This is a genomic window from Rhodococcus yunnanensis NBRC 103083, assembly GCF_001895005.1.
Classification (GTDB): Bacteria; Actinomycetota; Actinomycetes; order Mycobacteriales; family Mycobacteriaceae; genus Rhodococcoides; species Rhodococcoides yunnanense.
Window position 1 is genome coordinate 123,935 of record NZ_BCXH01000012.1, and the last position, 18,885, is coordinate 142,819.

General features: G+C 65.2%; 21 protein-coding genes. 10 read left to right on the plus strand and 11 right to left on the minus strand.

What is annotated here, in order from left to right; genetic code table 11:
* Positions 1-142: 142 nt before the first annotated feature.
* Positions 143-1,333 (minus strand): DUF885 domain-containing protein, encoded by a 1,191-nt coding sequence (locus RY1_RS18965; RefSeq protein ID WP_072805658.1) that lies wholly within the window; start codon positions 1,331-1,333, stop codon positions 143-145.
* Between the two features lie 155 nt (positions 1,334-1,488).
* Between RY1_RS18965 and coaA the strand changes: the two genes are divergently transcribed.
* Entirely contained in the window at positions 1,489-2,421 is a 933-nt protein-coding gene (coaA, locus tag RY1_RS18970; RefSeq protein ID WP_139279921.1) for a type I pantothenate kinase, read from the plus strand.
* A gap of 4 nt (positions 2,422-2,425) precedes the next feature.
* Here coaA and RY1_RS18975 read toward each other — a convergent pair whose 3' ends face one another.
* Entirely contained in the window at positions 2,426-3,208 is a 783-nt protein-coding gene (locus RY1_RS18975; RefSeq protein ID WP_072805581.1) for an isoprenyl transferase, read from the minus strand.
* A gap of 115 nt (positions 3,209-3,323) precedes the next feature.
* On the opposite strand from RY1_RS18975, the gene trhA reads away from it, so the two are divergent.
* Positions 3,324-3,989, plus strand: a complete 666-nt coding sequence (gene trhA, locus RY1_RS18980) for a PAQR family membrane homeostasis protein TrhA (RefSeq protein WP_072805582.1) — start codon at positions 3,324-3,326, stop codon at positions 3,987-3,989.
* A gap of 14 nt (positions 3,990-4,003) precedes the next feature.
* Here trhA and RY1_RS18985 read toward each other — a convergent pair whose 3' ends face one another.
* The 4 genes from RY1_RS18985 to mca form a co-directional block, all read right to left on the minus strand.
* A complete protein-coding gene (locus RY1_RS18985) occupies positions 4,004-4,888 on the minus strand; it encodes a sensor domain-containing diguanylate cyclase (protein WP_072805583.1) in 885 nt (294 codons plus the stop codon).
* Positions 4,889-5,001: 113 nt separating this feature from the next.
* The gene (locus RY1_RS18990; RefSeq protein ID WP_072805584.1) at positions 5,002-7,026 is read right to left on the minus strand and encodes a thioredoxin domain-containing protein; all 2,025 of its coding nucleotides are present in this window, start codon (positions 7,024-7,026) and stop codon (positions 5,002-5,004) included.
* Entirely contained in the window at positions 7,026-7,280 is a 255-nt protein-coding gene (locus tag RY1_RS18995; protein WP_072805585.1) for a hypothetical protein, read from the minus strand. The genes RY1_RS18990 and RY1_RS18995 overlap by 1 nt, the downstream gene beginning before the upstream one ends.
* Positions 7,281-8,156, minus strand: coding sequence for a mycothiol conjugate amidase Mca (mca, locus tag RY1_RS19000; RefSeq protein ID WP_174565422.1), 876 nt, complete (start codon positions 8,154-8,156; stop codon positions 7,281-7,283).
* 120 nt (positions 8,157-8,276) lie between these two features.
* Between mca and RY1_RS19005 the strand changes: the two genes are divergently transcribed.
* The 3 genes from RY1_RS19005 to RY1_RS19015 all read left to right on the plus strand — a co-directional run bounded on the left by RY1_RS19005 (position 8,277) and on the right by RY1_RS19015 (position 10,787).
* On the plus strand, positions 8,277-8,699 hold the full coding sequence (locus tag RY1_RS19005; RefSeq protein ID WP_072805586.1) for a DUF4307 domain-containing protein: 423 nt from the start codon (positions 8,277-8,279) through the stop codon (positions 8,697-8,699).
* 236 nt (positions 8,700-8,935) lie between these two features.
* Positions 8,936-9,430 carry a transcription elongation factor GreA gene (gene greA, locus RY1_RS19010; protein WP_072805661.1) on the plus strand — a complete coding sequence of 165 codons (495 nt, stop codon included), beginning with the start codon at positions 8,936-8,938 and terminating at the stop codon, positions 9,428-9,430.
* A 103-nt stretch (positions 9,431-9,533) separates the two neighbouring features.
* Entirely contained in the window at positions 9,534-10,787 is a 1,254-nt protein-coding gene (locus RY1_RS19015; protein ID WP_072805587.1) for an alpha/beta hydrolase, read from the plus strand.
* An 8-nt stretch (positions 10,788-10,795) separates the two neighbouring features.
* On the opposite strand, the gene RY1_RS19020 is transcribed toward RY1_RS19015, so the two are convergent.
* The 5 genes from RY1_RS19020 to RY1_RS19040 form a co-directional block, all read right to left on the minus strand.
* Positions 10,796-11,587 (minus strand): ABC transporter permease, encoded by a 792-nt coding sequence (locus RY1_RS19020; protein WP_072805588.1) that lies wholly within the window; start codon positions 11,585-11,587, stop codon positions 10,796-10,798.
* A complete protein-coding gene (locus tag RY1_RS19025; RefSeq protein ID WP_072805589.1) occupies positions 11,584-12,552 on the minus strand; it encodes an ATP-binding cassette domain-containing protein in 969 nt (322 codons plus the stop codon). The genes RY1_RS19020 and RY1_RS19025 overlap by 4 nt, the downstream gene beginning before the upstream one ends.
* Before the next feature lie 99 nt (positions 12,553-12,651).
* Positions 12,652-13,953 (minus strand): outer membrane protein assembly factor BamB family protein, encoded by a 1,302-nt coding sequence (locus tag RY1_RS19030; protein ID WP_072805590.1) that lies wholly within the window; start codon positions 13,951-13,953, stop codon positions 12,652-12,654.
* A 5-nt stretch (positions 13,954-13,958) separates the two neighbouring features.
* Positions 13,959-15,116 carry a threonine ammonia-lyase gene (ilvA, locus tag RY1_RS19035; protein WP_218019823.1) on the minus strand — a complete coding sequence of 386 codons (1,158 nt, stop codon included), beginning with the start codon at positions 15,114-15,116 and terminating at the stop codon, positions 13,959-13,961.
* A 55-nt stretch (positions 15,117-15,171) separates the two neighbouring features.
* On the minus strand, positions 15,172-16,317 hold the full coding sequence (locus RY1_RS19040; RefSeq protein ID WP_072805591.1) for an NAD(P)/FAD-dependent oxidoreductase: 1,146 nt from the start codon (positions 16,315-16,317) through the stop codon (positions 15,172-15,174).
* A gap of 74 nt (positions 16,318-16,391) precedes the next feature.
* Here RY1_RS19040 and RY1_RS19045 point away from each other — a divergent pair, with 74 nt between their 5' ends.
* From RY1_RS19045 to RY1_RS19065, 5 genes are read left to right on the plus strand one after another with little or no spacing between them, the layout of a single operon-like run.
* A complete protein-coding gene (locus tag RY1_RS19045) occupies positions 16,392-16,835 on the plus strand; it encodes an Asp23/Gls24 family envelope stress response protein (protein ID WP_072805592.1) in 444 nt (147 codons plus the stop codon).
* A complete protein-coding gene (locus tag RY1_RS19050; RefSeq protein WP_072805593.1) occupies positions 16,832-17,125 on the plus strand; it encodes a hypothetical protein in 294 nt (97 codons plus the stop codon). The genes RY1_RS19045 and RY1_RS19050 overlap by 4 nt, the downstream gene beginning before the upstream one ends.
* The gene (locus RY1_RS19055; protein ID WP_072805594.1) at positions 17,122-17,301 is read left to right on the plus strand and encodes a DUF2273 domain-containing protein; all 180 of its coding nucleotides are present in this window, start codon (positions 17,122-17,124) and stop codon (positions 17,299-17,301) included. Before RY1_RS19050 ends, RY1_RS19055 begins: the two co-directional genes overlap by 4 nt.
* On the plus strand, positions 17,294-18,253 hold the full coding sequence (locus RY1_RS19060) for a DUF6286 domain-containing Asp23/Gls24 family envelope stress response protein (protein WP_245819752.1): 960 nt from the start codon (positions 17,294-17,296) through the stop codon (positions 18,251-18,253). Before RY1_RS19055 ends, RY1_RS19060 begins: the two co-directional genes overlap by 8 nt.
* Positions 18,250-18,858 carry an Asp23/Gls24 family envelope stress response protein gene (locus RY1_RS19065; protein ID WP_245819753.1) on the plus strand — a complete coding sequence of 203 codons (609 nt, stop codon included), beginning with the start codon at positions 18,250-18,252 and terminating at the stop codon, positions 18,856-18,858. The genes RY1_RS19060 and RY1_RS19065 overlap by 4 nt, the downstream gene beginning before the upstream one ends.
* The last annotated feature ends 27 nt before the right edge of the window (positions 18,859-18,885 follow it).

Below are 18,885 nucleotides of genomic sequence, written 5' to 3' on the forward strand. Positions count from 1 at the left end.
CGTATACAGCTTAGGATATCCGCCTTCGGCGCCCGTGCGTGCATGGTGACCGGCCGAGGGAATCAGGCCGGGAGCGGAGCCTGCGGAGTGACCCGGTCAAGCCGAGAGCGGAGCCTGCGGAGTGACCCGACAACCCGGCGCGTCAGCGAAGGGCACTGGGGATCAGCGGTTCGTCGAGCAACCGGCCGAACAACGCCGACCTCTCCGACACCGTTGTTCCCTGGTCCAGCCAGCTCCCGAGCAGTCTGTAGCCCTCGACGTAGGTGCTGATGTATGCCCGCCACAGCGGCGAGGACAGGAACTTGAGCGATTGCCGCGCCCGCTTCGGGGACGCCAGTGACCACTTCTCGAGGTAGGCGGCGACGTCGTCCTGGGATCTGTGCTGATCGTGCAGCAGCAGCGCTGCGTCCTGCCGTACCCCGAGTAGCTGGCCCGATGCCTGCGACAGTCGTTCGGCCTTGACGCCGTCGAACCGAAGACCGAGATCGGCGTAGATCTCCTGCGCCCACAGACCCCAGCCGGGACCGACGATCGAGTTCAGCGCCAGATCGGCGAGGCCCTCGGCCATCAAGCACTGCGGTGTGTTGACGAGGAACAGTGTCTGTTCGAGTTGGCCTGCCGAGACGAGTCCTGCCTCCTTGCGGCAATGCTCGGTGTGGTGGCCCGGGTACGCCTCGTGCGCGATCAGGTGCGGAAGGTGCGACATCTGCTGCTCGAGGTCGGAGTTGATCGCGACCGTCGAGGTGTAGTTGCCGAGGTAGTAGTTGAAGCCCGACCACGGCTTGTCGCCGACGACCTCGTAGTTGACCTGCTCGGTCTCGGGCAACGTGTACTCCGCGCGCACCCGGTCACGGAGCGCGCTGGAGAACGCGTCGACGCAGTCCTGCAACCTATCTGCAGGCACGACGTCGCTCGAGCGGTGCGCGGCAAGGCGTTCGACGAGCGAACCCGGACCGGAGAGAACCTCGTCCATCTTCTGGTGTGCCTGTTGGTACTCGTCCTGGTCGCCGAGCTCGATGTCGACGTCGAAGTACGCGGACACCTCGTCGACGAACCCGATGTCGTCGCCGGCGAACTTACGACCGGAACATTCCAACGCTCGCAGGTGGACGTCGATGAACTCGGCGCGCTGGCGAGGCAGATCGGTGCTCGCGAGTTCGCCGCGTAGTTCCGCGGCCCGCCGCGCCAGGATCCGAGGCTCGGGTGCGGGCGCGTTCTGGATCTGTCGTCGCAACTCGGGATCACCGGTGTACGCGTCGACGAAGCCTTCTTCCAGACGGTCGAAACTCAGACCGAGGAGAAGGTATTCACGGACGAAGGAATCGGCATGCATGACAACGAACACTAGTGCCGGTGTCACGATGATCGCGCAGTGAACCACCCCCGCCCGAGTCGGACATCGTGGCACCGAGCACAATCTGAATTCATGCGACCCGCGCTCCACCGGAGCTCACGCCTGCGAAGTGACTGTGTACTGCGCGCGTGGCGGTGCCGTCGATGAGTGAATCCAGCCCGTACGTCGAGTTCGACCGTAAGCAGTGGCGCACGCTGCGCCAGTCGACACCCCTCGTGCTGACGGAGGAGGAACTCGTCGGGCTGCGCGGTCTCGGTGAGCAGATCGATCTGGAGGAAGTCGCCGAGGTCTATCTGCCGCTGGCGAGGCTCATTCATCTCCAAGTCGCTGCACGCCAACGACTCTTCGCCGCGACGGCCACCTTCCTCGGCGAGAAGCACCCCGACCGTCAGGTGCCGTTCGTCATCGGTGTGGCAGGAAGTGTCGCCGTCGGGAAGTCGACGACGGCTCGTGTCCTGCAGGCACTCCTGGCACGATGGGATCATCATCCGCGCGTCGACCTGGTCACCACCGACGGATTCCTCTATTCGACAGCGGAACTGATGCGTCGCGGAATCCTGCATCGCAAAGGTTTCCCGGAGAGCTACGACCGACGCAAGCTGCTGCGCTTCGTCACCGAGGTCAAGTCCGGCGCCGAAGAGGTTGCCGCTCCGGTCTATTCGCACGTGTCGTACGACATCGTCAAGGGCCAGTTCCACATGGTGCGGCAACCGGACATCCTCATCGTCGAAGGTCTGAACGTGCTGCAGACCGGCCCGCGGCTGATGGTCTCCGACTTGTTCGACTTCTCGATCTACGTCGACGCGCGCATCGAGGACATCGAGGCGTGGTACGTCAAACGCTTTCTCGCACTACGCGAGACGTCCTTCGCCGACCCGAACGCGCACTTCCACCACTACGCCAGCCTGTCCGACGAGCATGCCCGCATCGCAGCCGAGGACCTGTGGCATTCGATCAACCTGCCGAACCTCGTCGACAACATTCTGCCGACACGTCCCCGCGCGACGATGGTGCTCCGCAAGGACAACGACCACACCATCAACAGGCTCAGGTTGCGCAAGCTCTGACGCGCTAGATTCCGAACCTGCGGTGCCGCGCGGCGTAGTCGCGCAGCGCCCGCAGGAAATCGACGCGTCGGAACTCCGGCCAGTAGGCCTCGGTGAACCAGATTTCGGAGTATGCGCTCTGCCACAGCAGGAAGCCGGAGAGCCGCTGCTCCCCCGACGTGCGGATGACGAGGTCCGGATCCGGCTGGCCCGAGGTGTAGAGGTGATTGTCGATGCCGCCGACGTCGATGGAGTGCACCAATTCGTCACCGGAGAGTCCCTCGGAGATCTTCTCGCTGAGCAACGACTGCACGGCGTCGGCGATCTCCTGACGCCCTCCGTAGCCGACGGCCACGTTGACGTGTGTGCCGGTACGCCCGGACGTCAGATCGGCCGCTTCCTTGAGTCTGCGTGCAGTTGCGGCCGGCAGCAGATCGAGAGTGCCGACGATCTTGACGCCCCAGTTCTGTTCGGTTCCGCAGATTTCTTCGACGACGTCGGTGATGATCTCGAGAAGCGAATCGAGCTCGTCGGGATCGCGTCGTAGATTCTCGGTGGACAGCAGGTAGATGGTGGCCATCTCGATGCCTGCTGCGTCACACCAGCCCAGCATCTCGGCGATCTTCAGCGCCCCCATGCGGTGACCGTGTGCGACGTCGGTGAATCCGTTCTCACGCGCCCAGCGCCGGTTCCCGTCGCACATCACAGCGACGTGGCGCGGGTGCGCCACACCGTCGAGCTGCGTCAGCAGACGTCGCTCGTACACGTTGTAGAGGACGCTGCGCACCTTGGTCGGGAGAATCTTCACCGAGACATCACCACGAGGGTTCACCTTACGCCGACCCGCTGGTAACTCTCGCCGGTACAGTGATGCACCGAACCTACGGTTGCGTAGGTTCGGTCTCGTACAGGAGGTAACGCCGATGACGATTTTCGGTATCGACGAACTACCGGTCAAACCGCGATTGCGAGGTTGGATCCACCTCTACGCGTTCGCGTTCGCCGTCGTCTCCGGCATCGTGCTGGTCGCCATGGCGTTCAGCGTGGTCTCGGTGAGCGCGGGTATCGCGACCGTCGTCTACGCCACCACCGTGTGCGGCGTCTTCGGTGTGAGTGCCACCTATCATCGAATCCACTGGCGGACGCCCGAGAGTCGGACATGGATGAAGCGGGCCGATCACTCGATGATCTTCCTGTTCATCGCGGGCAGTTACACACCCTTCGCCGTGCTGGGGTTGCCCACCACCTCCGGTCGCACCTTGCTGATCGTCGTCTGGGCCGGGGCGCTCGCCGGTGTCGCACTGAAGATGCTGTGGCCGCAGGCTCCGCGATGGGTCGGCGTGCCTCTGTACTTACTGCTCGGGTGGGCCATCGTGCCTGCCGCTCCGACGCTCATCGATCAGGTCGGCTACGCACCGTTCGTGCTGTTGCTCGTCGGCGGAATCCTCTACAGCGTCGGCGCGATCCTGTACGCGACCAAATGGCCCGATCCGTGGCCCAGCACGTTCGGCCATCACGAGTTCTTCCACGCCGCGACCGTGCTCGCCGCCATCTGCCATCTGGTCGCGGTCTGGCTGGTGCTGTTCTAGCCGAACGACCCCCTCTAGCCGAACGACTCGATGCGGCGGATGGCCTTGTCGCGGTACATCAACGCGTCGGCCCTCGCGATCAGATCGCGACTCGCTTCCCCCTGCCCGCGTTCGACTGCGCCGATGCTGACCGAGACCACGAGCAACTCCGACGCCCACGGCACCGGTTCGCTGCAGACCGCGCGTCGGAGATCGACGACGAACTGTTCGGCGCCGCCTTCACCGTCCCGTAGCGCGACCACGAACTCGTCGCCCGCGAACCGACCGACCACCGCGGACGGCGACGACCACCGATGAAGCCGCCGCGCTGCGGCCTCTAGTACGACGTCGCCGGCATTGTGTCCGTATGTGTCGTTGATCGACTTCAGCCGGTCGACGTCGACGAACGCGAGGGTGACCGGCCGATCCTGTGCCACCCATTCGTCGACGCGGTCGAGGAAGGGACCGCGCCTGAGCAGTCCGGTCAAGTCGTCGCGTTCGGCGCGCTCACGCCAGCGGACCGAATCGTTGACGGGGTTGACCAGATCCATACACGCGACGATGACCCGCTCGTCGGCGATCGTGGCGAGGCCGACCTGCATCCAACAGGAGAGCACCGAGCCATCGCTGCGCCGGATGCGCCGAAGCGAGCTGATCGGGCGACCCGAGCCGGAGACGTCACCGTACGTCTTGGCGAGTTCGGCGGCCATGGCTCTACCCGATTCGTGGTCCTGAACCGGGACGAACTCGGCCACCTTGCGGCCGATCATCTGCGCCACCTCGCACCCGAGTACGTCCTCGCACAACCGGTTGGCCGCAACAATCGTGTAGTCCATCGTGTGCACCATCACAGCCAGCGGCATTGCATCGACGAACGATTCGAAGGGTGTCCGGCCTGCGTCGGACAGCGAGGTCGTCACTGCACGATCAACCGTTGCTGCTCGTCCCGCACAGACTCTCCCCATCCCCGCAATGTTCTTTTCTCAGGCAGTGACCATGCCACAAGACGAGCGTTCGAGGGTGCCGAACGCGTTCAACTACGTAGCGCGGCGAGCAGATCCTCTGCCGTCGTCACCGGGCGATCGCAGACGAATCCGCGGCAGACGTACGCCGCCTCCCGACCGTCCACTGTCGGTCGGTCGGCGAGCAGCGGACTCGAATCGACAACTCCGCCAACAATGGTAGTGCCGCCAGGTGCATGCGCGCGGGCAACATCGAGCAGTGCTCCGCCTCCCTGCGTCGACACCTCGGTCGAGACCGCTACCTGCAGCGGCCCGCGCACCGACGCCTCTGCCACCGCCAGCCAGTGCCCGCCGGATCGCGGTGCTCGCTCGAACACGAGCGCTGCACCTGCAAGTCCCGCCGCGGCCAACTCGCTGTAGCGGGCCGAATCTCCCGGGGCGACGAGTGCCTCGGCCGTCAGTAGCGCCTCGGTGATCATCGACGCCCCGGACGGGGTCGCGTTGTCGAGCGGATCCCGCGGGCGAGTGACCAAGGACTCGGCGTCGTCGGCAGTGTCGAACCAACTGCCGAGATTCTCCGTGTCGGCGAAGTGCTCGATCGCCGCATCCAGAACGGTCTGCGCCCTGGCGCACCACACCACCTCGCCCGTCGCCTGGAACAGCGACAACGACGCCACCGCGAGCGCCGCGTAGTCCTCGAGAACTCCCGTCGCGTCTCCGACGTGTGTACCGAGCGATGCGCGCCTGAGCCGGCCGTTCTCCTCGTGCGTGGCGAAGATCTGCTCACCGCACTCGACGGCGGCGTCGACCCATTCCGGATGCCCGAGCCCGGCCCCGACCTCGGCGAGCGCAGTGATCGCCAACCCGTTCCACGCGGTGACCACTTTGTCGTCGCGGCCCGGTTGCGGCCGCGACTGCCGCACGGACATCAGAGCGGCGCAGACACGGTGGTAACGCTCTACGTCGTCCGGGTCCTCGGGCAGCTGCAGTACCGACATGCCTGCCTCGAAGGTGCCCGTGCTGTTCACCGCGAACAGTCCCGCGGCCCACACCCCGTCCTCGAAGCCGAGAGTCTCGACGAGCTGTTCCGGTGTCCACGCATACGTCAGGCCTTCGACGCCCTCGGTGTCCGCGTCGAGAGCGGACGCGAAACAGCCGTTGCTCGTTCGTAGCTCACGCAGCAGGAATCCCGCTGTCGCGGTGGTCACCCGGAGGGCCGTCGCGTCGCCGGTGACGCGGGCGAGGTGGCCGTAGAAGCGCAGAAGCAGGGCGTTGTCGTAGAGCATCTTCTCGAAGTGCGGCACGATCCACTCGTCGTCGACCGAATAACGTGCGAAACCGCCACCGATCTGGTCGTACACACCGCCACGCGCCATCGCCGACGCCGTCCGATGCACGGCCGCCAGCGCCGCCGCCGATCCGGTGCGCTCGTGGTGCCGAAGCAACCCTTCGAGCAGCGGCCCCGGTGGGAATTTCGGGGCTCCCCCGAAACCTCCTCGCTCGACGTCCTCGTCGCGCAGCACCGACGCCACCGCATCGGCGAGCAGCGCGGCATCGACCTGGCGATCGGATGTGGGTATCTGTCCCGAGTTCGCCCGCAACTCGCCGACGACGACCGCGGCCGCGTCGAACACTTCGGCGCGACTTCTCGCCCAGGTGTCGGCAATGGCCTCCAGCAACTGAGGGAACGACGGGATGCCACCACGTGGTTTCGGTGGGTAGTACGTGCCGCAGTAGAACGGCTCCGTATCGGGGGTCAGGAAGCACGTCATCGGCCAACCGCCCTGCCCGGTCATCGCGACGGTCGCATTCATGTACACGGCGTCGAGGTCGGGTCGTTCCTCGCGGTCGACCTTGATGCACACGAAGTGCTCGTTCATGAGAGCCGCGGTGGCCTCGTCCTCGAAGGACTCGTGGGCCATCACGTGGCACCAGTGGCACGCCGAGTATCCGATCGACAGCAGAATCGGCACGTCGCGCTCACGAGCCGAATTCAAGGCCTCGTCCGTCCACTGCTGCCAGTGAACCGGGTTGTCGGCATGTTGCCGCAGGTACGGGCTGGTCGACTCGCCGAGCGCGTTGGCTCCGAGCACCATCAGTTCTCGTCGGACTTGGTTCTCGGGGCTTCCGGCTCACGAACGGCTCCACGATCGGTTCCCTCGTCGAGCTCCTGATCGGGCCCCGGATCTTCCTTTTCGAAGGTCTCCGGGAGCTTCTTGATCTGCTTGTTCATCGACCAGATCAACAGAGCGGTGCCCACGAGGAGCGCGACGATGATCACCAGTCCGACCGGAGACGATTTACCGAACTCCGGTCCTGTGGGCTGCTGCGCCAGAATCGAGATGATCACTCAGGCATCCTCGGGCTCGATTCCGGCGAACAGCTCGGTCTCGGGAATCGAGGTCTTGACGCGAGTGCGCGCCAACTCGTACTCCTCGGTCGGCCAGAGCTTGCGCTGCACGTCGACCGGCACGGCGAAGAAGGATCCGTTCGGATCGATCTGCGTCGCATGCGCGCGCAGGGCGTCGTCGCGCTGTTCGAAATAGTCGCCGACGTTCACCTGCGTGGTGATGCGTTCCATGATCTCGTCGCGATCGGTGGTCCACCGCTTCAACCAGTCGACGAACGGGCTTTCCTCGCCTCGATCGATGAACCAGTCGTGGAAGAGCTGCATCCGCTTACGAAGGAATCCGTGGGAGTAGTAGAGCTTGAGCGGCGTCCACGGCTCACCTGCATCCGGGAACTTCTCGGGATCTCCCGCAGCCTCGAACGCTGCGATCGAGACCTCGTGGCACCGGATGTGATCGGGGTGCGGGTAGCCACCCTTTTCGTCGTACGTCGTGATCACGTGCGGCTTGAACTGCCGAATCACCTTCACCAGCGCCTCGGTGGACTCCTCGAGCGGAACCAGCGCGAAGCATCCTTCCGGCAGCGGGGGCAACGGGTCGCCCTCGGGCAATCCCGAGTCGACGTACCCCAGCCACGTCTGGGAGACGCCGAGAATGCGTGCAGCTTCGGCCATCTCCTCGCGGCGAACTTCCTGAATGCGCTCGTGCACACCCGGGATGTCCATCGCCGGATTGAGAATGTCTCCTCGTTCACCCCCGGTGAGAGTCACGACCAGAACGTCGTTTCCCTCCGCGGCGTACCGAGCCGTCGTCGCTGCGCCTTTACTCGACTCGTCGTCGGGATGGGCGTGCACAGCCATGAGCCGTAGTCCGGACACGTTCTTTCCTCACCTCAGCTTCGCCTGTCGTAGGCCTGCCCCTTATAGTTCCACTCGACGCCGACAATGCTTGCACCGGCTGCCGAAGATCCACCGTGTGATCCACCGACGAAAGCTCGTATGACTGCCACGCTCCCCGAAGGCCGGTACCCCGCGTCGACGAACCGCGGCATCGGCCGCAGGTCGAAGAACATCGCACTCGTCGTCGTGCTGCTGGTCGGTCTCGGCGTCGCGTACCTCGGCTACCAGCGATTCTCCGTCAAGGACGTCGAGGGATCAGCCCTGGCGTTCGACATTCTCGACGACTCGACGGTGTCCATCCGCTTCAGCGTGACGCGCGCGGATCCGTCCGAGGACGCCGTCTGCATCATCCGCGCCCGCTCGCGTGACGGATCCGAGACAGGCAGGCGCGAGGTACTGGTTCCGGGCTCCGCCGAGCGCGAGGTCGACGTGGTCTCGGACGTCCGTACCTCCCAGCCGCCGGCCATGGGCGACGTGTACGGCTGCAGCCTGAATGTTCCGGAGTATTTACACGCGGGCTGATCCAGCGCCTGCTCGTGGTAATATTCCGATGTACACGGTTCCGAATTGGAGCCGTGTATTGCTGCATTGACGGCCAGAGCGCCGCACGACGGACGCAGTTCGAGTTCGCGTCCGTATCGGCTCAGGAAACGGGCCTACCAGGGGGATTCCGGAGCGGAAACCTTCCATGCGCTCGCGAGTCCGTCCGCAACAGACCGGGAGTCCACCGCGACTTCGACTACAAGGGAGTGATCGAGATGACCGAGACCCAGGTGACCTGGCTTACCCAGGAATCACATGACAGGCTCAAGAGCGAACTCGACCAACTCATTTCCAATCGCCCGGTCATCGCCGCCGAAATCAACGAGCGACGCGAAGAGGGCGATCTGAAAGAGAACGGTGGTTACCACGCCGCGCGCGAGGAGCAGGGCCAGCAGGAAGCCCGCATCCGCCAGCTGCAGGAGCTGTTGAACTCCGCCAAGGTCGGCGAAGCACCCACGCAGTCCGGCGTAGCACTGCCCGGATCAGTCGTGAAGGTGTACTACGACGGCGACGAGTCCGACACCGAGACATTCCTCATCGCCACCCGCGAAGAGGGCGCACGTGATGCCAAGCTGGAGGTGTACTCCCCCAGCTCACCGCTCGGCGGCGCGCTCATCGACGCCAAGGTCGGCGACACCCGCGAGTACACGTTGCCCAACGGCAAGACCATGAAGGTCACACTGCTCAGTGCCGAGCCGTACCACACCTAGAACAACGGTACTGCTCGCGTAAGCCCCCGTCCGAAGTCATTCGGTCGGGGGCTTTTCCGTTATACAGCCGACACCATCGGCCACCGCAGCGCACACTTGACCGATGGAACCAGTATCCCTGCAGGTGGACCCGGTTTCAGGACCCATCGACAGCCCGACGGTCTTTCGTGTTCACGGCGTTGCGCCCGGCTTGCCGGTGCACCTCGACATTGCGACCGTCGACGCGAACGGGCATCACTGGGTTTCTCACCAGGACTACGACATCGACGCCACCGGGCGGTTGAAGATCGCCGACCCGGACCGGCCGTGGTGGAACATGACCTTCGTCGACGAGTCCGTCGCTCCGGTCACCTTCGCCGGGTCCGAGGCAGGCCTCGACTACCGGGTGTCCGTTCATGCACTCGAAGGCTCCTCGAGCACCACCGTCCGTCGTTCGTGGGGCGAGAACGTCGTCCGCGAGGATCTCATGGGCGAAGGCTGGCACCTGCGGATCTTCGTGCCGGACACCGGCGAGAGCCTGCTGCCGGGAGTGCTGCTGATGCCGGGAACGACCGGGGCTCAGCCTGCCGTGCCGACCGCGGCGCTGCTCGCATCGCACGGCTACGTCACGGCTGTTCTCGCCTACATGGACGAGCCCGGCCTGCCGGACAGCTTCGACAAGATTCCCGTCGAAGCGATCGCGGCCGGGATGGCGTCGTTCGCTGCTCACGAACGGGTCGACGCCGACCGAATAGTGCTCTATGCCGCGTCGGTCGGTGTGTCCGTTGCCCTGACGACTCTGGTCCACACCCCCGAATTCTCGGTGCGAGGGGTCATCACGGTCGCCCCGACCCACGTCGTCCTCCAGGCCCTGTCCGACGGCGGGCCGCCGCCGAAGACGTCGTCTCTGACGGTCGGCGGCGAGCCGTTGCCGTACATGCCCATTCGAGCCGAACGACTGATCGGACAGATGATCTTCGGAGCAGTCGGGCGAATGTTCTCCACGACCCCCAGGTCCCGTGCGCTCTCGCTCAGACCTGCCTACGCAGCAGGCCTTCGCGACACCGACGCAGTCGAAGCGGCGACCATTCCGGTCGAGAAGATCGACGCGCCACTGCTCGCGATCGCGGGCGTCGCCGACGCGTCGTATCCGGCGGACCGGATGGCGCGAGCGCTGATCGCCCGACGCCGACGCGACACCGACCGGCTGCTCGTACTGCCCAACGCCGGCCACTTCCTCCGCCCACCTGCCACACCGACGACGGTGGACCGTAACGACAGCATCGTCTCCGGTGGCACACCCGCGGGGACGGCGAAGGGCCAGCGTCGAGCATGGACCGAGATACTCGACTTTCTCGCAGTCACCCTCGACGCCTAGAACGCCTGCTAGGCGGTGAGCGTTCTCTCGTACTTGCGCACCGACAGCGGCACGAACACCACGAGCAAGATGACCACCCAGATCAGCGTGTAGAGCACCGGATTCTGCAGCGGCCACACATCCGGCGCGGGCGCCGCGGGGTTGGTGTTGCCGAACAACTCGCGCACGGCCTGTGTGACCGCGGAAATCGGGTTCCATTCGGCGATGGTCTTGAGGACCGTCGGGAAGCCGTCGATGGGAACGAACGTGTTGGCGATGAACGTGAGCGGGAAGATCACGATGAACGACGCGTTGTTGAAGATCTCGGGTGAGCGAACCGTCAGTCCGACGAATGCCATGACCCACGAGATCGAATACGCGAACAGCAGAAGCAGAACGTAGCCCGCGACCGCCTCGAAGAACGACGACGTGATGCGCCATCCGACGATGAGTCCGGTGATCGACATGATCGTGATGGTCACGATGTTGTTGCCGACGTCGGCTGCGGTGCGTCCGATGACGACGGCCGAACGCGCCATCGGCAGCGACCGGAACCGGTCCATGACGCCCTTCTGCAGATCCTCCGCGAGCGAGGATCCGGTGATGGACGCACCGAAGATCATGGTCTGCACGAAGATGCCGCCCATGAGGAAGCTCTTGTAGTCCACACCGGGAACGTCGATGGCACTGCCGAAGACGTACGCGAACAGCAGCACGAACATGATCGGCGACAGCGTGGCGAAGAACAGCAGATCGGGAACTCGCTTGAGCTTGATCAGGTTTCGCTTGGTGATGATCAGAGAATCGTGAAAGACACTCATTTGGCTTCCTCCACTGCAGCGTCGGCCTCGGTCGCATGTCCGGTGAGGCTGAGAAACACGTCGTCGAGATTCGGTCGACGCAGTCCGACGTCCACCACACCGATGTTCGCCTGTTTCATCTGAACGAGAGCCTCGGTCAGGTCGTCGGCCCCCTCCCCGACGGACACGGTGATACGACGCGTCTGCGCGTCGTACGCCGGTGCATCGACTCCGATCGGCGTCAGGATCTTCTCGGCCCGCTCGCGATCGGATGCGTCGATCAGCACGAACTCGAGACGTTCGCCGCCGACCTGCGCCTTGAGGTGATCGGCGGTGCCCTCGGCAATGATGGATCCTTTGTCCAGCACGATGATCGAGTCGGCGAGCCGGTCCGCTTCTTCGAGATACTGCGTCGTCAACAGAATGGTCGTTCCGTCCTTGACCAGATCGGAGATGAACTCCCACATACCGATTCGACTGCGCGGATCGAGACCCGTCGTCGGCTCGTCGAGGAACACCACCCTTGGCCGACCGATGAGACTCGCCGCGATGTCGAGTCTGCGCCGCATACCGCCGGAGTACTGCTTGGCCGTCCGATCACGCGCGTACTCGAGATCGAACCGGGCGAGCAGTTCGTCGGCACGCCGACGGGCCTCTGCCTTCTTCAGCCCGAACAGCCTGCCCACCATCTCGAGATTCTCGTAACCCGTCAGATATTCGTCGACGGCGGCGAACTGGCCGGTGAGTCCGATCATGGACCGAACTTCGTTGGCCTTCTTCGCCACATCCAGGCCGAACACTTCGGCTCGCCCCGACGTCGCTTGCAACAGGGTCGCGAGAATGCGAACCGCTGTGGTCTTTCCTGCCCCGTTGGGCCCGAGCACTCCGAGCACCGTGCCCTCGGGTACTCCGAAACTGATTCCGTTCAGCGCGACGTTCTTGCCGTACCGCAGGACCAGGTTCTCGACTTCGATGGCGTTCGCCATTGTGTACTCCCCATTCCATTTCTGTGCACTCTGCGAAAGCAGACTCGGAACGCGTGGAACATTAATCGCTCCCTAGGACACAGCCTGTCCTCGAACAGTTCAGCGTGACGGCGCCCACACCGTCGACCCGAATCGGCTCGACACCGTCAGTACACCCGCGGTCTCGGACACCGACATTTCCCGTGGATCGACGCCCTCGGGCCACAGCACCGACCACATCATCGCACCGTCGGACGCGCGAATCGCGTGCATTCCGGTGTAGTCGCCGAACACGTAGTGTTCACCGTCGATCGCCCCGGCACGCGCCCAATAGGCGTCCTGCCACGGCGTCGTCCATCTCGTGAGACCGGTTCGAAGATCGATACCGGAGAAGGTGCGAGTCTCCGACGACCGGACGATCACCGTATCCCCCACCGCCGCCAGCACTGCCGAGTCGAGTCCGCCGGTGCCTTCGACCGTCGCCGGATTTCGCCACAGCTCGGCTCCCGAGATCGGATCGTATGCACCGTCACCGAGGAACAACGGGACGTCGTCGTCGCCGAGGTTCGCCCACGGCCTCGGCGACAGCCCGAGCGTGGCGACCGGGACGACGGTCACCACCTTTCCCGTCCCGTCGAGGATGACCTCGACGAGTGCGCCGTCACCGGCCCTGCTGACGTTGACGTACAGATCGTTTCGCAGCGGCAGCGGATTCTCGCCGAAGAACGCGAATCGCGGCGCACCGGTGTCGATGTCGATGATGTGGTGGGCACCGGACGAGTAGACGTCGACGATGTTCTTGTCCGGAAAGACTGCGGGTGAGGCGGGTCGGCCGGGCACAGGGGAATCGAAGGTCGCCGACCAGTGAGTGTCGAGTTCGGTGTACGTGCCGGAGCGAATCCTCGACACGAGCATGTCCTCGCTCCTCGTCGATACGTATCCGACCCCGTTCGCAGCTCGCACGTGGTAGACGTTCTCGTCGGTCGAGATGTCACCGAGAATTCGGCCGTCCGTCACGTCGAGATACACCACCCGGTGGTCGCCGTAGCACGCAAGAACGGTGTCGTCGATCTCCTCGGCGCACTGCCGTACCGGGCCGACGTCGCGCAGCCACAACCGCTCTCCGCTGCTGGGATCGAGCGCGAGAACGCGCAGACCCTTCGGATTCTTCGAGTAGTCGCCGTCGGCCAGCCCGGCGAGCATCGGCATGTCCTCGCCGGGAATCTCGGGCAGCGCGAACGCGCGCGAGTGCGTGGCCGTGCCGAGGACGGCGGTATCGAGAGTCCACACCGGAGTGGGCGCAACGGCGAAATCGCCTGCGGCGAAACGCGCGTCGACCTCGGGGTGCGGCGGCGGCACGCTGCACCCGGCGCCCAGCAGCGCCAGCACGACAAGTCCTGCGACACCACGTCCGTTTCTCACCGCGGTCAGCTCTCGACCGTGACGGTGTACCCGCTTGCACCGAGTGCCGCGAGCACGTCCTCGCGATGCGATGGTCCCCGTGTCTCGACGGTCAGCATCACGTCCACTTCCTCGAGCCCCAGTTGCCCACCCGTCCTCGAGTGCACCACATCGACGACGCTCGCCCCGAGCGTCTTGACCACACCCAACAGACTGAGCAGACCGCCCGGTCGATCCGAAACCGTCACGCGCACAGCCAAGTAGCGGCCCGCCGCACGCAGTCCGTGCGTGATGACATGCGTCAGGAGGAGCGGATCGATGTTGCCACCGGAGAGCACCGCGCATACCGAACCCTGCAGGTGCAGGTCGTCGCGGGTCATCAGCGCCGCGACCGCCGCAGCGCCGGCAGGCTCGACGATGAGCTTGGCTCGTTCGATACACAGCAGCAGCGCCCGGGAGAGAGCATCCTCGCTGACGGTGACGACGTCGTCGACCCAGCTCTCGACGTGCTCGAACGGCACACTGCCCGGCAGGCCGACAGCGATACCGTCGGCCATCGTCGACATCGAACTCATCGCAAGCGGGCGTCCCGCAGCCAGCGACGGCGGCCATGCTGCCGCGCCTTCGGCCTGCACACCGATCACGCGCACGTCGGGCTTTTGCAGATGTACCGCAGCAGCGACGCCGGCGAGCAGTCCGCCGCCGCCGGTCGGGACCAGCACGGTACCGACGTCCGGCATCTGACCGAGGAGCTCGGTTCCCAAAGTCGCCTGTCCGGCAACGATATCCGCATGGTCGAACGGATGAATCAGAACGGCGCCGGTACGCTCGGCGAACTCACGCGCATGACCGAGTGCTTCGTCGACGGTCTGACCGACGAGATTCACCGTCGCCCCGTACGCCTTGGTCGCGACGAGCTTCGGCAGCGACACGCCCGTCGGCATGAAGACGGTCGAATTGATTCCCAATTGTGTTGCAGCCCAAGCGACACCTTGGGCATGGTTCCCCGCGCTCGCCGCGACGACACCGCCTGCGCGCTGCTCCTTCGACAACTTCGAAATCCGGTTGTATGCACCACGAGGCTTGAAAGACCCTGTGCGCTGCAAGTTTTCACACTTGAGCCGCACTTCGTGGCCGGTCAGATCCGACAGGATCCGCGACGCGACGACAGGAGTGCGGCGCATGACCGGCTCGAGCGTCACCTCCGCGTCGGCGATATCTCGAGCGGTGAGGAGATTCTCACTCAAGAGGTCGCCCGATCCCGGCACGCATCTTCATCACCGCACCCGCCTTACCAGCGCCGACAACAGCCGTAAGAATTCCGTCACGGACGTAGTATGCCAGGAATTTTCTGCCGTCGTCCTCGACGATCCGAACAGTATCTTCGGGAGAAGGAGCGCCGAGGGCTTGGATCTTCAGGTCGTACTGGTCGCTCCAGAAATACGGAACCTGCGGGCGGGACGGACCCGGCTCGACGCCGAGCAACACGGGCGCCATGACGCGGACCTGGTCACCGACGTTGCTCCAATGTTCGACGCGTCTCCTACCGTCGCCCACCGTCCACGCAGCGACATCCCCGACGGTCCACACGTGCGGATCGCTCGTGCGGCCCGACACGTCCGCATGGATACCGTTGCCGGTCTCGATGCCCGATCCCGCCAGCCATTCGGTGGCAGGCGTCGACCCGATACCGAGCACGACGAGGTCGGCCTCGAGTTGGGTGCCGTCGTCGAGCACGGCATGCGTGACCCGTTCCGTTCCGCGCAGCGTGTCCAGCCCGACCCCGGTGCGAACCTCGACCCCTTCCCCGGTGTGCAGCCTGCCGACGAGGGCGCCGACCTCGCGGCCGAGCACCGATGCGAGCGGCGTCGCCTGCGGCTCGACGACGGTCACCTCGACTCCCAGGTGCCGCAGGCCCGAGGCCGTTTCGCACCCGATGAAGCCCGCCCCGATCACGACCGCTCTCGACGCCGTCGATGCATCCCGGTGCAGCGCCTCGGCGTCGTCGCGGGACCTGAGCACGTGCACACCCTCCAGCTCGGGCAGCGACGACGGCCTGCGCGGCCGAAGACCCGTTGCGACGACGAGGTCCTCGTACTCGAGGGCCGAACCGTCCGCGAGTGTCACGGCGCGTCGACCTGGATCGACCGATACCGCAGCCGAGCCGAGGCGCAGTTCGATGCGATGCTCGGCGAAGTACTCGGCGGGCTCGAACGTCGTGTCCTCGCGCTCGCCTCGAATGACATCCTTCGACAACGGGGGCCTGTCGTACGGCAGATGTGTCTCGTCACCGACGAGAACCACCGGTCCGTCGTACCCCAGTTTGCGCACTTCCTGTGCGGTCCGCAGCCCCGCCAGCCCTGCTCCTACGATCACTATTGCCATGGGAGATCTCTACCAGAAGAGAAACACGTTCCACTGGCCTACCGCTGACGGTGTGCGCGTCTACGATCGACATCATGACTACAGACCCCAGCTACGCAGCCGCAGGCTCGGCAGCGTTGACCACAACGCAGGGGCGCACGATCATCGCGGACGCGGTGGTCGCGAAGATCGCCGGCATCGCCACCCGCGAGATCAACGGCGTGTACGACGTCGGCGGCGGAACAGCGCGTGCGGTCGGCGCACTCCGTGACCGCATCCCCGGTGCCCGCGTTAACCACAGTCAGGGTGTCGCCGTCGAGGTCGGTGAGAAGCAGGCCGCCATCGACATCGGAATCGTCGCGGAATACGGCGTCGCGTTGCACGAGCTGGCGGCAGGAATTCGACGCAACGTCATCACGGCCGTCGAACGAATGACCGGCCTCGAGGTCACCGAAGTGAACATCACCGTCTACGACGTCATGCTGTTCGACGACTCCGAGACGGGCCTCGACAACGACACTCGCCCCCGCGTGCAGTGACCGACGTCGAGATCGCCGATACCGTCGCCGCCATCACGTTGAGCGTGGCCGGGGTCGCAGGGTTGCACGGCGGTGAGTTCGGCGAGGTGGCGACCTATCTTCCCGGCCGAAAGGTCGTCGGAGTTCGCATCGACTCCCAGTACTGCGACATCCATATCAGCGCCGACTATCCGAGCGACGTCAACGGAGTCGCCCGTGGAGTCCTCGCCGCAGTCGCACCCCACGTCCCGGTGCCCGTCTCGGTCACCGTCGAAGACGTGATCGCCCACTCGCGAGGAGCGTCGTCATGACCTACACACTCGCCGGATTGCTCACCGGCCTCCTGCTTGCACTCGCCGGGATCATCGGCGGCTTCAGCGGATTCGTTCTCGCCTTGTTCCTCGGAGCCGTCGGCGTCGCCATCGGAGCCCACTTCGACGGACGGCTCGACCTGACATCGTTGCTGCGCAGCCGTGGCCGTGGTTGATTCCGAAGGACCCGACACTCTCCTGGTCGACGAGACGGCGGTCGACACCGGCGGGCCCGGCACGCTCGTCATCAAGGATCGGGCGATCGAGAAAGTTGCCGTCGCGGCCGCGCTGTCGGTACCGACGGTTGTCCGGCAGATCGGCGGGCTGTCCCGCCTGACCGGGCGAGAACTGCCACGCGCCGACGTATCCGTCGGCGAGCATTCCGTGTCGGTGAACCTCTTCATCGCCGTGGCGTGGCCGTGCCGAATCTCCGAGGTGTCCACTGCCGTACACGACGCAGTCGCGCGCGCCCTGGACAGCATCGTCGGCTTACCGTTGCACCGATCGAACGTCGTCGTCGCCGCTACCTCGTGCACAGACGATGCAGAACAACCTGTTTCGAGCGAACCCGCCGCCGCTGCGCCGAGACCGCGCCCCCCGACGGCGAACCCTGCCGCGTTGCCGGTGGCTCTCGTGTCGGCGGTGGCGTTGCTCGGCCTCGCGTTCGTTGCAGGCCGTGAGTTCCTCATCGTGCACGGCACCATCGACGGCGCACGCTGGGTGCAGAACGCGGTCGACTGGGCCGCGGGGGTTCACTGGGCACCGTGGATGATCACCGCCGCCGTCGCGGCTGCCGTGGCAGGCCTCGTTCTGGTCGTCATCGGACTCGAACCACGGACCAGGACACACACCGGTGCGACCTCGCCGACGTCGGCGTCACCGATGGTGTGGCTTCGCCCCACCGACGTCGCCCGTATGTGCAGCGATCACGCCGGCACCGTGCCGGGATGCGAATCCGCACGCACGACGGTCACGAAGAGGCTGGTCACCATCGACGTCCATCGATCGGGCAGTGTCACCGACGACGACACCCTCACCCGTTCAGTGCGTGACGCGGTCGCTCCGACACTCGCCGTGCTGGCCGACACCAGACGAGTTCGAGTTCGCGTCAAGCAGGGGCACTCGTGAAAAGGGTGACGGCAGCCGTCGATCGCCTACTCGTCGTCGTCGCCGGGTTGGCGCTGATTCTCGGCGGGGCATTCGCGCTCGCGTGGTACTTCGAAGTTCCGTTCGCACGAACCATGCTCGCGCGCTTCGACCGCGACGCCCTCGCGGACTTCCCGAACCAGAGTTGGTGGCAGGGCGTCCTGGCCGCAACCGCCGTCGTCGGGACCGTCGTCGCCATCGCCCTGCTGATCGGCAACCTGTCACCCCGGCGCACAGGAACACTGCAGATCGCCTCCGACGAGTTCCTCGCAGTACGCGTCGACCTGTCCGCACTGGCCCGCGGAGTTGCATCGGAACTCACGACGTTCCCCGAAGTGCTCTCCGCACGCGGTCGGGCCATCGACGACCGAGGAACCGCAACGTTGGCCGTCACCGTCCGGACGACGCCGCACATAGACATCGACACCTTCACCCGCATCGTCGAGCGGAGGGCCGAGTTCGTCGCCCAGACCGTGGAAGGCCACCCCGTCGCCCTGCGCGTGCAGGTCCACGTCGACGGTCAGGGCCGCGGATCGACCGGTTCCGCCTCCGTCGCCAGCGCAGCCGTCACCGCGAACACCGGTTAGTACGCCGCGCCACCCAGACACAGCACA

Excerpts from the sequence above, each read along its gene's own strand:
- RY1_RS18965 (WP_072805658.1), bottom strand. The coding sequence starts at position 1,333 with ATGCATGCCGATTCCTTCGTCCGTGAATACCTTCTCCTCGGTCTGAGT.
- trhA (WP_072805582.1), top strand. The coding sequence starts at position 3,324 with ATGACGATTTTCGGTATCGACGAACTACCGGTCAAACCGCGATTGCGA.
- RY1_RS18990 (WP_072805584.1), bottom strand. The coding sequence starts at position 7,026 with ATGGTGCTCGGAGCCAACGCGCTCGGCGAGTCGACCAGCCCGTACCTG.
- RY1_RS19005 (WP_072805586.1), top strand. The coding sequence starts at position 8,277 with ATGACTGCCACGCTCCCCGAAGGCCGGTACCCCGCGTCGACGAACCGC.
- greA (WP_072805661.1), top strand. The coding sequence starts at position 8,936 with ATGACCGAGACCCAGGTGACCTGGCTTACCCAGGAATCACATGACAGG.
- RY1_RS19015 (WP_072805587.1), top strand. The coding sequence starts at position 9,534 with ATGGAACCAGTATCCCTGCAGGTGGACCCGGTTTCAGGACCCATCGAC.
- RY1_RS19020 (WP_072805588.1), bottom strand. The coding sequence starts at position 11,587 with ATGAGTGTCTTTCACGATTCTCTGATCATCACCAAGCGAAACCTGATC.
- RY1_RS19025 (WP_072805589.1), bottom strand. The coding sequence starts at position 12,552 with ATGGCGAACGCCATCGAAGTCGAGAACCTGGTCCTGCGGTACGGCAAG.
- ilvA (WP_218019823.1), bottom strand. The coding sequence starts at position 15,116 with ATGCGCCGCACTCCTGTCGTCGCGTCGCGGATCCTGTCGGATCTGACC.
- RY1_RS19040 (WP_072805591.1), bottom strand. The coding sequence starts at position 16,317 with ATGGCAATAGTGATCGTAGGAGCAGGGCTGGCGGGGCTGCGGACCGCA.
- RY1_RS19045 (WP_072805592.1), top strand. The coding sequence starts at position 16,392 with ATGACTACAGACCCCAGCTACGCAGCCGCAGGCTCGGCAGCGTTGACC.
- RY1_RS19055 (WP_072805594.1), top strand. The coding sequence starts at position 17,122 with ATGACCTACACACTCGCCGGATTGCTCACCGGCCTCCTGCTTGCACTC.